This is a genomic window from Pseudomonas sp. H2_D02, assembly GCF_054677635.1.
The window spans coordinates 3,070,646-3,083,026 of sequence record NZ_CP162816.1; the positions used below are offsets into that span (position 1 = coordinate 3,070,646).

Below are 12,381 nucleotides of genomic sequence, written 5' to 3' on the forward strand. Positions count from 1 at the left end.
TCTGGCTTCCTGGACGGGCAGCGGGTTCAGTCCCGCGCGTCGGCCCTATTGGGGTGTTCGACAATTGGCCGTAATGGCCCGCAACGTAGGCATGCCACCGGTAGGTGACCGATCGGAGGCGGCAGGCTGTCCCGAGCGGTGGCTGGTAAATCGCCAGGCGGAAAAACTGTCGTAACGGTAATAAGTGGCGTAGTTCATGGCTCAATCCTCAAGTTGTCTGGTACTGCGAATGTCTGGGGCCTGAAAAACAAAACCCCCGGTCGGGAGGCCGACCGGGGGTTTGGAAAACTCTGGAAGGCGACCCGTTTTTCATGGGCGCCGGTTGGGTATCAGGCGCGCCAGTGGCTAAACCAATACCCAAAATAAAAGCTGACCGGAGTCTGCACCTTGTTCGCCCAGGCAACCGCAAGCGAGCGCAGGGCGCTGGCAGGTTGAAGCGGTGAGAGGGCGTTGAACATGGTCTGTCTCCGATGAATGGTCCCGAGCTTACTAGAGCGCGACGCAGCCGTTCAATAAGAAAATTCTATCAGGCGTTTAAAAACATTCGCCTCGCTTGAGTCCGGCCGGCTTTATGACAAACTCCAGCCTTGTTCTGACTCTTTCGGACGAACCATGAACGCTTCAGTCTTTGCTGCCGCACAGGCCATATCCATTGCCGGGGACGTCAGCGCCAATCGACTGCGCCACCAGTCTTTCATGCAGGCCGCTGCCGAGCAGGACGTGCAAATGCTGGTATTTCCCGAGTTGTCACTCACCGGTTATGAGCGGGATCTGGCCGAGGAGTTGGCGATACTGCCTGACGACGCTATCTTGCAGCCGCTGCGCGACCTGGCGCACGAGTTGCGTTTGACCACTGTGGTCGGCATGCCGATCCGCCTGTTGGCAGGCGCACCCGTGATGATCGGCGCATTGATCCTGGGGGCGGATGGCTCCCTTGGGGTCTACAGCAAACAGCACTTGCACCCTGGCGAAGAGGTCGCCTTTGCGCCTGGTCATGGCGGTTCGTTGCTGCGGATGGGGACGGATCGCGTCGCCTGGGCGGTGTGTGCCGATTTCTGCCACGCCAGCCATGCCGCCGCAGCCGCGGAGCGGGGCGCCACGGTGTATGCGGCGGGTGTGTTGATCACCGAAGGCGGCTACCTGCCGGACACGACGTTGCTGCAAGGTTATGCCCGGCAACACGCCATGACGGTCCTGATGGCCAATCATGGTGGCGCCACCGGGGGCTGGGAGTCAGCGGGTCGCAGCGCGATCTGGGGCCCCGGCGGTTCGCTGATCGCAGCGGCACCCGGCGTTGGCGAGTCGTTGGTTATCGCCCGTCGCAGTGGCGATGGCTGGGCCGGGCAGGTCGTGCCGCTTTGACGAGGTTTCCATGAGTTTCCAATGGCGCCTGGCTGAGGTCGGCGACATCGATTTCGCCCGGCAACTGACTTGCCGCAACATGCTTCCCTATTATCTGCGCCATGATTTGCTGTGGCAGGACGAAGCGTTCGACCTGGCCTGGGTCATCCGCCAGAACTGGATCATCCACCGTGATGACCAGGCGCTGGGTTTTGTCAGCCTTAGCCGTGACGCTCGCGCCTTGTATATCCGCGAGCTGCAGATAGACCAGGCGTTTCGTCGGCAGGGTGCCGGAACCTGGGCGATCGGACAGGTCTGGCGGATGGTGGCACTTGAACATCGACCGGCATTGCGCCTGACGGTCTTCAAGGATAATCCGGCCAGGGCCCTTTATGAGCGCATGGGGCTGCAGGTGGTCGGCGAAGACGAGTGTTTCCTGAGGATGCAGCGAGACGTAGGTGCTTGAGGCTTCGAGTGTCGGGCCGAGAAGATGTGTTGTAACTTTTATCTGCCTGTTTGCGCTAGGTCTGCCGAGTGCTTTTTTGCTAAGGTGTGGGGCAACCCATACAAGACCAAAATCGTGAGGTGTCTGCTTGATTAGGGTGTTAGTGGTCGATGACCATGATCTCGTCCGTACGGGCATTACGCGGATGCTGGCTGACATCGATGGCCTGCAGGTAGTTGGCCAGGCCGAGTCCGGGGAGGAATCCCTGATCAAGGCGCGGGAATTGAAACCCGACGTGGTTCTGATGGACGTCAAGATGCCGGGCATCGGCGGCCTTGAAGCCACGCGTAAGCTGTTGCGCAGCCATCCTGATATCAAGGTCGTCGCGGTAACGGTGTGTGAGGAAGATCCATTCCCGACCCGGTTGTTGCAGGCAGGCGCGGCGGGCTACCTCACCAAGGGCGCCGGCCTGAACGAGATGGTCCAGGCGATCCGCCTGGTGTTTGCCGGGCAACGCTACATCAGCCCGCAGATTGCCCAGCAGCTGGCGATCAAGTCGTTCCAGCCGACCAACGATTCGCCCTTCGATGCGCTTTCCGAGCGAGAAATCCAGATTGCCTTGATGATTGTCGGCTGCCAGAAGGTCCAGATCATCTCCGACAAACTCTGCCTGTCGCCCAAGACCGTCAATACCTACCGTTACCGTATCTTCGAAAAGCTTTCGATCAGCAGTGACGTCGAGTTGACGCTGCTGGCGGTGCGTCATGGCATGGTCGATGCCAGCGCCTGATAATGACTGAACAGTTTGATCCAAGTGCCTTCCTGTCGACCTGCAGCGGCCGCCCTGGCGTGTACCGCATGTTCGACAGCGATGCGCGCCTGCTTTATGTAGGCAAGGCCAAGAACCTCAAGAAGCGCCTGGCCAGTTATTTCCGCAAGACCGGCCTCGCACCGAAGACCTCCGCCCTGGTGGGGCGTATCGCGCAAATCGAAACCACGATCACGGCCAACGAAACCGAGGCGTTGCTGCTTGAGCAGACGCTGATCAAGGAGTGGCGCCCGCCGTACAACATCCTGCTGCGCGACGACAAATCCTACCCGTACGTGTTCCTGTCCGACGGGGCGTTTCCGCGCCTGAGCATTCATCGCGGAGCCAAGAAGGCGAAGGGGCGGTACTTCGGTCCTTACCCCAGCGCCGGGGCGATTCGTGAAAGCCTGAGCCTGCTGCAGAAAACCTTCTTCGTTCGCCAATGCGAAGACAGTTACTACAAGAACCGCACCCGGCCGTGCCTGCAATACCAGATCAAACGTTGCAAGGCACCGTGTGTCGGGCTGGTCGAGCCCGAGGTGTATGCCGAGGACGTGCGTCACTCCGTGATGTTCCTGGAAGGGCGCAGCAATGCGTTGACCGATGAGCTGTCCGCCGCCATGGAAGAGGCTTCGATCAACCTCGAATTCGAACGCGCCGCCGAGCTTCGCGACCAGATCGGGCTGCTGCGCCGGGTTCAGGATCAGCAAAGCATGGAAGGCGGCAGCGGCGACGTCGATATCGTGGCGGCGTTCATCAACCCGGGCGGCGCCTGTGTGCACTTGATCAACGTGCGGGGCGGCCGCGTCTTGGGCAGCAAGAACTTCTTCCCCCAGGTTGGTATCGAGGAAGACGTGGCGGAAGTCATGGCCGCTTTCCTGGGGCAGTACTACATCAGCAGCCCTGAACGCGACTTGCCCAGCGAATTGATCGTCAACGTGGTCCATGAAGATTTCCCAGCCCTGATCGAAGCCATCGACAAGCTACGCGGTCGCGAATTGACCATCAGCCACCGTGTGCGCGGAACCCGCGCGCGCTGGCAACAACTGGCCGTGACCAACGCCGAACAGGCCCTCGGTGCACGTTTGGCCAACCGCCAGCACGTTGCGGCACGCTTCGATGCCCTGGCTGACGTCTTGAATCTGGACGAGCCACCGCAGCGGCTCGAGTGCTACGACATCAGCCACTCAAGCGGCGAGGCAACCGTTGCCTCCTGCGTAGTGTTCGGCCCGGAAGGCCCGATCAAGTCCGATTACCGGCGCTACAACATCGAGGGCGTTACCCCCGGCGATGACTATGCGGCGATGCACCAGGCGCTGATGCGGCGCTTCGGCAAGATCAAGGACGGGGAGGGCAAGCTGCCGGATATCCTGCTGGTGGACGGCGGCAAAGGCCAATTGTCCATGGCCCGCGACGTGCTCAATGAATTGGCGGTCCCGGACCTGATCCTGCTCGGCGTGGCCAAAGGAGCGACGCGCAAGGCCGGTTTCGAGACCCTGTACCTGAACGACGCGGCCCATGAGTTCACCCTCAAAGGGGATTCGCCGGCCCTGCACCTGATCCAGCAGATCCGCGACGAAGCCCACCGTTTCGCTATCACCGGCCACCGTGCCCGCCGCGGCAAGACCCGCCGCACTTCTACGCTGGAAGGCGTGGCAGGGGTCGGGCCCACGCGCCGGCGTGATCTGTTGAAACATTTTGGTGGCTTGCAGGAGCTGTCTCGTGCCAGCATCGAGGAGATAGCCAAAGCACCCGGTATCAGTAAAAAGCTTGCAGAGTCGATTTATGCAAACCTGCATAGCGAGTAGAATGCCCGTCAACCTCGTAGCCAGTTGTGCCGATGAATATCCCAAACCTGATTACCGTCCTACGCGTCCTGCTCATCCCGATCTTCATTTTGTTGTTCTATTTGCCGTATCACTGGAGTTACGTGGCCTCCGCCTCGGTCTTTGCCTTCGCCGCCGCGACGGACTGGCTGGATGGTTACCTGGCCCGACGCTTGGAGCAGAGCACGCCGTTCGGCGCGTTCCTCGATCCGGTGGCCGACAAACTGATGGTCGCGGTGGCCCTGGTGCTGCTGGTACAGGAACATGGCAACCTCTGGCTGACCTTGCCGCGCGGCGGTGATCATCGGCCGCGAAATCGTCGTCTCGGCCCTGCGCGAATGGATGGCCGAGCTGGGCGCCCGCGCCCAGGTCGCCGTGTCGAACCTCGGCAAATGGAAAACCGCCGCACAAATGCTCGCGCTGGTGATCCTGCTGGCGAATCCCTCGGACTTCAGTTTCTGGGTCCTGTTGGGTTATGCCTTGCTGCTGGTGTCCGCCGGCCTGACGCTGTGGTCGATGGTCCAATACCTGCGCGCCGCCTGGCCGCACCTGCGGACCGATGTTGATCCGAAATAAAACTTTTTTGAATCAAAGGGTTGACGGCGTGTTGGGAATCTATAGAATGCGCCACACCAAGACGCGGGAATAGCTCAGTTGGTAGAGCACGACCTTGCCAAGGTCGGGGTCGCGAGTTCGAGTCTCGTTTCCCGCTCCAAGATTCAGAAAAAAAGCCACTCAGATGAGTGGCTTTTTTTTGCCTGAGATTTATGTGCAGGAGGCGTCGGCCTTTAGCGTTTGTGATCAATCGTTGGGCAGATGCAACTGCACCTCCATGGCGTCATGGAGGAGTCGGACGATCTCAATCACGTCGCCGTCTCCCACACGATAGAACACGATATGTCGCGGACTTTTGACCACTCCATGAAGTTGTTTGGCCTGCTGGCGTGAATAGACGAGGTGATAGCTGCGAAGGCCCGGTGCAAGCTCATCGCGGTCGTGGCTGCCAACGCGATAAGGCGTGTTGGCAATCGCTTGCAGCGCCGCGAGGATCAGTGCCTGGTAGCGCTGGCGTGCTTGATCGCCGAACTGCGTCTGGGAGAGCCTGAGAATATCGACAATGTCGGCGCGCGCCGCGTTGGAAATCCGATACTGCGGCATGCTCAGTGTTTCTCACTCGCGGGGAGGGTTGCCTCCAGACTCAAGCCCTCGAGGTAGTGCTCCAGATCCCCTTCGTTCAACTGCGTGAAGCGCCCGTGCTCAAGGTCCATGATGCCGATCGAGGTCGCCTGACGCAGGGCCTCAATTTTGGCGGTGTCTTCGGCGACGCGTTGCTCCAATAGCCGCAAACCTTCTCGCATCACTTCGCTGGCATTCTGATAACGGCCGGACTGAACCAGGTCATGGATAACTTGTTCCTGGTGAGGGGTGAGCACAACGTTTCGCGTCGCCATAATTAACTCCAGCTCTGGGCAAACAGGTTATTTCGACCATTGGCATATTATGCCATTTATGCCATTTTACCCGCGAACACATAGTTTGGGATTTGTATCTGACGAACTGGGTCGTACGGGGGCATCCTTCGCGCCGAACAGCGCGTGCTGGCTCCGGAGGGCATTTGCAAATGCACAGAAGGGTGTTGCAGGCGGGGCATCGGGGCCGTTTGATCAGTGTGCGTCTTGGGTTCTCAGCTTGGCCAGGCCCTGTTTGATGTGTCCGGCGTTCTCACCGATCGTGTGAGGCGCGCCACGGGCATTGTCGCCAGTATCTGTCGCACCTTGGCGTTCAATCCTTAAGGTCAACTCCAACACGGCCGCCTCTAAGGCGAGCTGGTTTTGGTACAGGCGCTCAAGGACATTAGGCAGTGAGTATTCGGGGGGGGGGCATAGCTTCGACTCCATTCGAGAGAGTGGGGAGTTTAGCTGCGGGAATGGCTGACAACAAAAAGCTCGCGCATGGTGGGCTCTCTGAATGGGGGCAAATTGATCAAGTCGTCGAGCAAGCTAGCCTGATCCGGACTTAGCTGCTCGCTTCGCTTGGCAAATTTAAAGCGCTTGAGCAGCGTGATCTAAAGCTAGGCCAGCGATTCAAATTGATCGTCGATCGCAGACTGCCTGAACTCGAAGATCTTACTCTCATGCGTCGCCCCCCATTCCCGCATCGCGCTGATCAAAGGCGTAAGCGTGTTGCCTAATTCTGTGAGCGAATACTCCACCTTGGGCGGAACCTCACGATAGATTTCGCGATGTATAACCCCGTCTGTCTCCAGCTCTCTCAATTGCAGCGTGAGCATCCTCTGAGTCACATCTGGTATCAGTCTGCGCAACTCGTTGAACCGCTTCGTCCCTGACATCAGGTGGAACAGAATGAGCGATTTCCACTTCCCACCAATGACGTCAACAGTAAAGGCGACCGGACAAGCAAACGCCTCGATTTCCCCCTGAGGGATGCATTTTTTCACCGGGAATCTCCTTGGTATAAAAAATGTGCCTACAGCACAAAAATGTGCGTACTTATGTAGTAGTGCTGTGTACGTTACCATCATTCCATATCAATCACTATGGAATTGCGTAGATGAGCTTGCTGCTATCCCCTTATGAAATCAAAGGCCTCAAACTGAAAAATCGAGTCGTTATGTCGCCCATGTGCATGCACATGGCCGCGGATGATGGCTTTGTCACTGAGTGGCACCGAGTGCATTACGGTGCTCGCGCCTTGGGCCAGGCGGCGCTGATTTTCCCCGAAACGCTGGCCGTCCACGCCGACGGCCGTATCGGGGCTGGTGACCTTGGTATTTGGAGCGACGCCCACGTTGGCGGCTTGAAGGCGCTGACTGAACTGCTTCACAGCTTTGGTGCAAAAGCCGGCGCTCAGATTGGCCATGCAGGGCGCAATGCTGACCTGCCCAATCTCATTCACATCGCGCCATCGGCGATTCCGTTCACGGAAACCAGCCCTGTGCCTCGCGCACTCGCGGCTGATGAAATTCCGGGTTTGGTAAAGCTCTACGGCGATGCCGCACGACGCGCCAGTGAAGCGGGCTTCGATGTGCTTGAGATCCATGCCGCACATGGTTATTTGCTGAATGAGTTCCTCTCCCCACTCGCCAATACCCGCGACGACGAATATGGCGGTGATGCCAAGCGTCGCTATCGTTTCCTGCGCGAAGTGCTGGAGGAAGTCAAAACCCATTGGGGCGATCGTCCTCTGTTTGTTCGTATCTCCAGCTCTGATTACGCCGACGGCGGAAACACGCCCGAGTCGTTCCTTGAATACGGTCGCTGGATGAAAGAGCAGGGCGTCGATCTGATCGACTGCAGCTCCGGCGGGATCAAGATGATCAAGGTTCAGACCTATCCAGGTTACCAAGTCCCGGCGGCTGAGTTGCTGCGCAAGGAGCTGCATATTGCGACGGGGGCGGTGGGTGTAATCCAGAGTGGTCGTCAGGCCGAAGAAATCCTGCAAAACGGCCGAGCTGACTTGGTGTTTGTCGGGCGGCAAATGCTGCGTGATCCATTTTGGGTGCGTACTGCGGCAGATGACCTGAAAGAAATCATTGAGATTCCTGTAGCCTACACACGCTACGGTTCAGTCTGGCTTGATACCAAAGCCTGAATTTGTCCGCGTCGTAAGCGGGCGTCTGGAGAATGCTAATCCTGGCATCAGAAGCTAAGGCGTCCAAATAGCTGAGGCGAGACGCTTCTTTCTATATGGACTTCTGTGTCCAGGGTGAGCTTGTCTAAGTTACATTCGTTGTTAATAGGACCGGACTTTCAGAAAAAAATTTAATGAACGGGAACTCCCGGCTTTCTTCTGGGCGGCTGGAGATTGCGGGTTGTCCCGGTCAAAAGCTTCGTCAGGTTCCACGCCTGATGCCATGTGTGCCCAGTCGCTATCGCATGTGCGGAGCTTGAGCCTGGTCAATGCTGACCAGTTTGAAGAATCCATACCTACTTCATTGAGAAGCATTCGATCAATCGGTTTCCACCCTATTTGCACTACGCATGAAGTCGACAAACGCACGCAGCTTTCCAGGCATGTGCTTGCGATGCGGATAGTAAAGATGAAACGCGTCGTCCAGTGCGCTGTGCCGTTTCAGTATCTGCCGCAGCCTTCCGCTAACCAACTCTTGCTTTGCGAAATCCTCGAAGACGAAACCGATGCCCTGGCCTTGTATCGCTGCATCTAGAACGGATCTCATTTCGTCGAAAATAAAGCGTCCTTGAACATCGACTTGAACCATTTGGCGTCGAACTTCGAACTTCCATTCAAACAACCTGCCTCCAACGGAATAGCGCTGGCGTATGCAGTTGTGCTTTAGCAGTTCCTCAATGGTTTCTGGTTCACTCCGTTCGCGGAAGTAATCCGCTGCAGCCACCACAATTCGTTTTTGTGCCGCTCCCAACTGCACGGAAATCATATCGTTTTGCACTCTTTTTCCCATGCGTATGCCGATATCAAAACCGGCGTTGACTATATCACTAAGCCGGTTATCCAGTGATACCTCGACATTGATAAGTGGGAATTTTTCCATGAAGGCGGTTAGATGCGGTTCGATAAAGATACGGTATGCGACGTACGAAGAGTTGAGGCGCACTGTGCCAGACGGTTGGTCGGTCGCGAGCAAGGCTTGAGACAAGGCATCCTTGATCAGTGCAAGTGCAGGTACTAATGCGGCGTTCAAGGAGTCGCCAGCCTCGGTCAAACTGACACTGCGAGTTGTACGATTAAACAGTCGCGCATTTAGCTGCGCTTCCACGCTTTTGATGGTGCGTGATACCGCTGTAGGCGTGACCCCTAATTCGACGGCAGCGCGAGCAAAATTCAAATGCCTGGCTGCAGCCTCGAACGTTAACAGGCCGGGAAGGTGCACGGGTGGGGGGGCGATTTCGCCTTTCTGAGCATCCGTGTGTGCCGGGCTCTTTATTATGACTTTATTGCTCATACGGTATCCATGCTTGTGATCATTTTCTTCATTATCACAGATCCCTATAGTGGTGCATCAAGTACTTCATCACGCCAAATCAGTGATCAGCAATCCAATGAAGCAGGAATAAACCATGAGCAAACCTACTTACGTACAAGAATACCAAGCCATAGCCGAGGTGCTGAACCAGTACATCGAGGGCTGCAAACAGGCCAAAAGTAGCATCATGAAGCCTGCTTTCAGTGAGCAAGCAACGATGTTTAGCGTCGATGGCGACGGTAAGCTTGCCGGAGGCGCGATTCCAATCCTGTTCAATGGCATCGACACGGGGTTCCGCCCATCCCCTGATGCACCGGCAGCGATCGTCCGCATTGAGGTCGTCGGTACGGCGGCTAGCGCCCGCATCGACGCCAACGACATGTCAGGCATCTCCTTCACCGACTTTTTCCATCTGTTGAAAGTCGATGGCAAGTGGACGGTAGTCAGCAAGATCTTCCACACCCACGTCGCGTCTTGAACCTCTGTCTTCCTTAGGTACGCGGCAGATTAGGCTTCCCGGCATGCCTGCAGTGTTTTTCCTTGCAGGCGAACGGCGCTGGAACTGTGCGTCCGGCCCGCCGTCTGGAGACGCAGCCTTCGACCGCCTGATTGAAGACGCAACGAACTTATAAAGTGGCTCGCTATTTAATGATGCACACACTGAGGCAATACAAAGGAAAGATCATGAAAACCCTCACCTCCGCATTCGCCCTTTCCGTCGTGACGCTATCGCTTGGTAATGCATCTGCAGCCGACCAGCCCGGCGTTGAACACAACACGGCGAAATTCTTGCAATCCCTTGAAGGCGGCGAGACGCTGGACTCGATGACGCCGGTCGATGCCCGCGCCGCGCTGGTGGCTGCTCAAGCTGCCCCTCAAGTGGCCTTGCCGGCAGCAGACGTCAGCGAGAAGACGATCCGAGTCAATGGCAGCGACCTGAAGCTGACCATCGTGCGCCCGGCCGGCAGCAACCAGAAGACTCTACCCGTGTTCATGTACTTCCATGGCGGCGGCTGGGTCCTGGGCGACTTTCCGACCCACGAACGGCTGGTGCGTGATCTGGTAGTAGGCTCGGGCGCGGTGGCAGTCTTCGTCAACTACAGCCTGTCGCCTGAGGCGGGATACGGCGTCGCCATCGAGCAAGCCTATGCCGCGACAAAATGGGTGGCCGAGCATGGCGAAGAGATCAAGGTAGACGGCAAGCGCCTCGCAGTAGCTGGCAACAGCGCAGGCGGCAACATCGCCGCTGTGGTTGCCTTGATGGCGAACGAGAAGGGCGCACCTGTATTGCGTTCGCAAGTATTGCTGTGTCCGGTGACGGATGCGAACTTCGACACACCGTCCTACAAGGAGTTTGCCAACGGCTACTTTCTGACGAAGGACCTGATGGTGTGGTTCTGGGACAATTACACGCGCGACGCCGAGGCACGCAAACAGATTTACGCTTCGCCGCTGCAGGCGACGACCGAGCAGTTGAAGGGCTTGCCGCCGACGCTGATCCAGACCGCCGAATTCGATGTCCTGCGCGATGAAGCTGAAGCGTACGGCCGCAAGCTCGACGCTGCGGGTGTACATGTGAAGTTGGTGCGCTACAACGGCATGATTCACGATTTTGGGTTATCGAACGCGTTCAGCCATCTGCCGACGCCCCGCAGCGCGATCGCGCAGGCCTCGCAAGAACTCAAGAGCTACCTGAGCAAGTAATTTCCAAGAAATGGAACCCGTAGGTCACGGTGAAACTGCGGGGCTCATTATAGAAACATGCCGTTCATTTTATTGCTTGGCTACAGCGGCATCGAAATTTCCCCAATGTCTGCTGTGCTTTTACAGTCGAGCGTCAATCATAATTGCGATCTTTATTAAGAGCGACTAAGTGAAAACTACTTTTATCAAGAGTTTGTTTTTTGTGGCAGTAATTGCGGGCTTTGGCTCGATTGCTCAAGCAGAAGATCTTCCGCGTGACCAACAGGTTATAAGTAATAAAACCATAAGCGAACCTACGTACGTACAAGAGTACCAAGCTATCACCGAGGTGCTGAATAAGTACATTGAAGGCTGCAAGCAGGCCAAGAGCAGTATCATGAAACCCGCTTTCAACCCACATGCGACGATGTACAGCGTTGGCGCCGATGGCAAGCTTGCCGGCGGCGCCATTCCAATCCTGTTCGAAGGAGTCGATAAGGATTTCCGCCCATCTCCCAACGCACAGGCCGCCATAGTCCGCATCGAGATTGTCGGTACAGCGGCTAGCGCTCGCATCGACGCCAACGATATGTCAGGCATCTCCTTCACCGACTTCTTCCATCTGCTGAAAGTAGAAGGCAAGTGGACTGTGGTTAGCAAGATTTTCCAAACGCATGTAGCGCCTTAAAAACCATCTGAACAGTTCTTGCCCCGCATCAATTGACAAAGGGACTGTTTCACTGGCGAACTGCCGTCAAGTCGTTGCCCAATGCGCATCATGCATTTTGTTTGGAACGATGACTGAGGCGATGTTCAATGAGTCGGACACGAGACGAATCTCGTGTTCCGCTCTAAACATTAAGAAAAAGCCACTCAATAGAGTGGTTTTTGTAATTTCTGCTCCAAGTGGTGAATGTTCACACCCCCTTCACAGAAGCCTTCATCACGAACCAGGTCCCGATGTAGTGGGATGTTGGTCTTGATGCCGTCAACCACGATTTCGTCCAGGGCATTACGCATACGGGTCATGGCCTCGTCGCGAGTGGTGCCCCAGGTGATCAACTTGCCGATCAGTGAGTCGTAGTTGGACGGGACCTTGTAGCCGCTGTACAGGTGCGAGTCGACGCGAACGCCGTTGCCGCCTGGAGCATGGAAATGCTTGACCAGGCCAGGACTCGGGATAAAGGTTTTCGGGTCTTCGGCGTTGATCCGGCACTCCAGGGAGTGGCCATGGATCTTCACGTCCTCCTGTTCGATGTCCATGGTGCTTCAACCATTTGTAATGGGCAGCGTCTTGAATGTGTATTGGCCGTAG

At 56.8% G+C, this 12,381-nt stretch carries 15 protein-coding genes, 1 tRNA gene and 2 pseudogenes; 10 read left to right on the forward strand and 8 right to left on the reverse strand.

The features are described from left to right. Positions 1-45: 45 nt before the first annotated feature. Both AB4N42_RS14260 and AB4N42_RS14265 read right to left on the reverse strand, forming a co-directional pair. Entirely contained in the window at positions 46-198 is a 153-nt protein-coding gene (locus AB4N42_RS14260) for a hypothetical protein (protein WP_258647865.1), read from the reverse strand. Positions 199-329: 131 nt separating this feature from the next. Next, a complete protein-coding gene (locus tag AB4N42_RS14265; protein WP_258647863.1) occupies positions 330-458 on the reverse strand; it encodes a hypothetical protein in 129 nt (42 codons plus the stop codon). Between the two features lie 154 nt (positions 459-612). Between AB4N42_RS14265 and AB4N42_RS14270 the strand changes: the two genes are divergently transcribed. The 6 genes and pseudogenes from AB4N42_RS14270 (at position 613) to AB4N42_RS14295 (ending at position 5,135) form a co-directional block, all read left to right on the forward strand. Continuing rightward, positions 613-1,362: a carbon-nitrogen hydrolase family protein gene (locus tag AB4N42_RS14270; RefSeq protein ID WP_030141406.1), complete on the forward strand. Its 750-nt coding sequence runs from the start codon at positions 613-615 to the stop codon at positions 1,360-1,362. Positions 1,363-1,372: 10 nt separating this feature from the next. Beyond that, complete coding sequence (locus AB4N42_RS14275; RefSeq protein ID WP_030141407.1) at positions 1,373-1,807, forward strand: GNAT family N-acetyltransferase; 435 nt, start codon at positions 1,373-1,375, stop codon at positions 1,805-1,807. A gap of 127 nt (positions 1,808-1,934) precedes the next feature. After that, positions 1,935-2,576 carry a response regulator transcription factor GacA gene (gacA, locus tag AB4N42_RS14280; protein ID WP_003200277.1) on the forward strand — a complete coding sequence of 214 codons (642 nt, stop codon included), beginning with the start codon at positions 1,935-1,937 and terminating at the stop codon, positions 2,574-2,576. A gap of 2 nt (positions 2,577-2,578) precedes the next feature. After that, complete coding sequence (gene uvrC / locus AB4N42_RS14285; RefSeq protein WP_217859854.1) at positions 2,579-4,402, forward strand: excinuclease ABC subunit UvrC; 1,824 nt, start codon at positions 2,579-2,581, stop codon at positions 4,400-4,402. A 32-nt stretch (positions 4,403-4,434) separates the two neighbouring features. Beyond that, positions 4,435-4,996, forward strand: a pseudogene (gene pgsA, locus AB4N42_RS14290) (CDP-diacylglycerol--glycerol-3-phosphate 3-phosphatidyltransferase). Between the two features lie 63 nt (positions 4,997-5,059). Further along, a tRNA-Gly gene (locus AB4N42_RS14295) sits at positions 5,060-5,135 on the forward strand. 86 nt (positions 5,136-5,221) lie between these two features. On the opposite strand, the gene AB4N42_RS14300 is transcribed toward AB4N42_RS14295, so the two are convergent. From AB4N42_RS14300 to AB4N42_RS14315, 4 genes are all read right to left on the reverse strand, one after another. Next, complete coding sequence (locus tag AB4N42_RS14300; RefSeq protein ID WP_258690838.1) at positions 5,222-5,578, reverse strand: type II toxin-antitoxin system RelE/ParE family toxin; 357 nt, start codon at positions 5,576-5,578, stop codon at positions 5,222-5,224. A gap of 2 nt (positions 5,579-5,580) precedes the next feature. Further along, complete coding sequence (locus AB4N42_RS14305) at positions 5,581-5,871, reverse strand: type II toxin-antitoxin system ParD family antitoxin (RefSeq protein WP_092221617.1); 291 nt, start codon at positions 5,869-5,871, stop codon at positions 5,581-5,583. A 213-nt stretch (positions 5,872-6,084) separates the two neighbouring features. Next, entirely contained in the window at positions 6,085-6,318 is a 234-nt protein-coding gene (locus tag AB4N42_RS14310; protein ID WP_460116342.1) for a hypothetical protein, read from the reverse strand. A 173-nt stretch (positions 6,319-6,491) separates the two neighbouring features. Then, the gene (locus tag AB4N42_RS14315) at positions 6,492-6,878 is read right to left on the reverse strand and encodes a winged helix-turn-helix transcriptional regulator (RefSeq protein ID WP_258690839.1); all 387 of its coding nucleotides are present in this window, start codon (positions 6,876-6,878) and stop codon (positions 6,492-6,494) included. 113 nt (positions 6,879-6,991) lie between these two features. On the opposite strand from AB4N42_RS14315, the gene namA reads away from it, so the two are divergent. Beyond that, positions 6,992-8,032, forward strand: a complete 1,041-nt coding sequence (namA, locus tag AB4N42_RS14320) for an NADPH dehydrogenase NamA (RefSeq protein ID WP_258690840.1) — start codon at positions 6,992-6,994, stop codon at positions 8,030-8,032. A gap of 358 nt (positions 8,033-8,390) precedes the next feature. Here namA and AB4N42_RS14325 read toward each other — a convergent pair whose 3' ends face one another. Continuing rightward, positions 8,391-9,362, reverse strand: coding sequence for a LysR family transcriptional regulator (locus tag AB4N42_RS14325; protein ID WP_460116343.1), 972 nt, complete (start codon positions 9,360-9,362; stop codon positions 8,391-8,393). Positions 9,363-9,477: 115 nt separating this feature from the next. On the opposite strand from AB4N42_RS14325, the gene AB4N42_RS14330 reads away from it, so the two are divergent. The 3 genes from AB4N42_RS14330 (at position 9,478) to AB4N42_RS14340 (ending at position 11,754) form a co-directional block, all read left to right on the forward strand. Further along, the gene (locus AB4N42_RS14330; RefSeq protein ID WP_460116344.1) at positions 9,478-9,861 is read left to right on the forward strand and encodes a nuclear transport factor 2 family protein; all 384 of its coding nucleotides are present in this window, start codon (positions 9,478-9,480) and stop codon (positions 9,859-9,861) included. A gap of 206 nt (positions 9,862-10,067) precedes the next feature. Then, positions 10,068-11,087, forward strand: a complete 1,020-nt coding sequence (locus tag AB4N42_RS14335; protein ID WP_258690843.1) for an alpha/beta hydrolase — start codon at positions 10,068-10,070, stop codon at positions 11,085-11,087. A 283-nt stretch (positions 11,088-11,370) separates the two neighbouring features. Continuing rightward, positions 11,371-11,754, forward strand: coding sequence for a nuclear transport factor 2 family protein (locus AB4N42_RS14340; protein WP_258691224.1), 384 nt, complete (start codon positions 11,371-11,373; stop codon positions 11,752-11,754). A 185-nt stretch (positions 11,755-11,939) separates the two neighbouring features. On the opposite strand, the pseudogene AB4N42_RS14345 reads toward AB4N42_RS14340, so the two are convergent. Beyond that, a pseudogene (locus AB4N42_RS14345) lies at positions 11,940-12,329 on the reverse strand (acetyl-CoA carboxylase biotin carboxylase subunit); the annotation flags it as partial. Between the last annotated feature and the right edge of the window lie 52 nt (positions 12,330-12,381).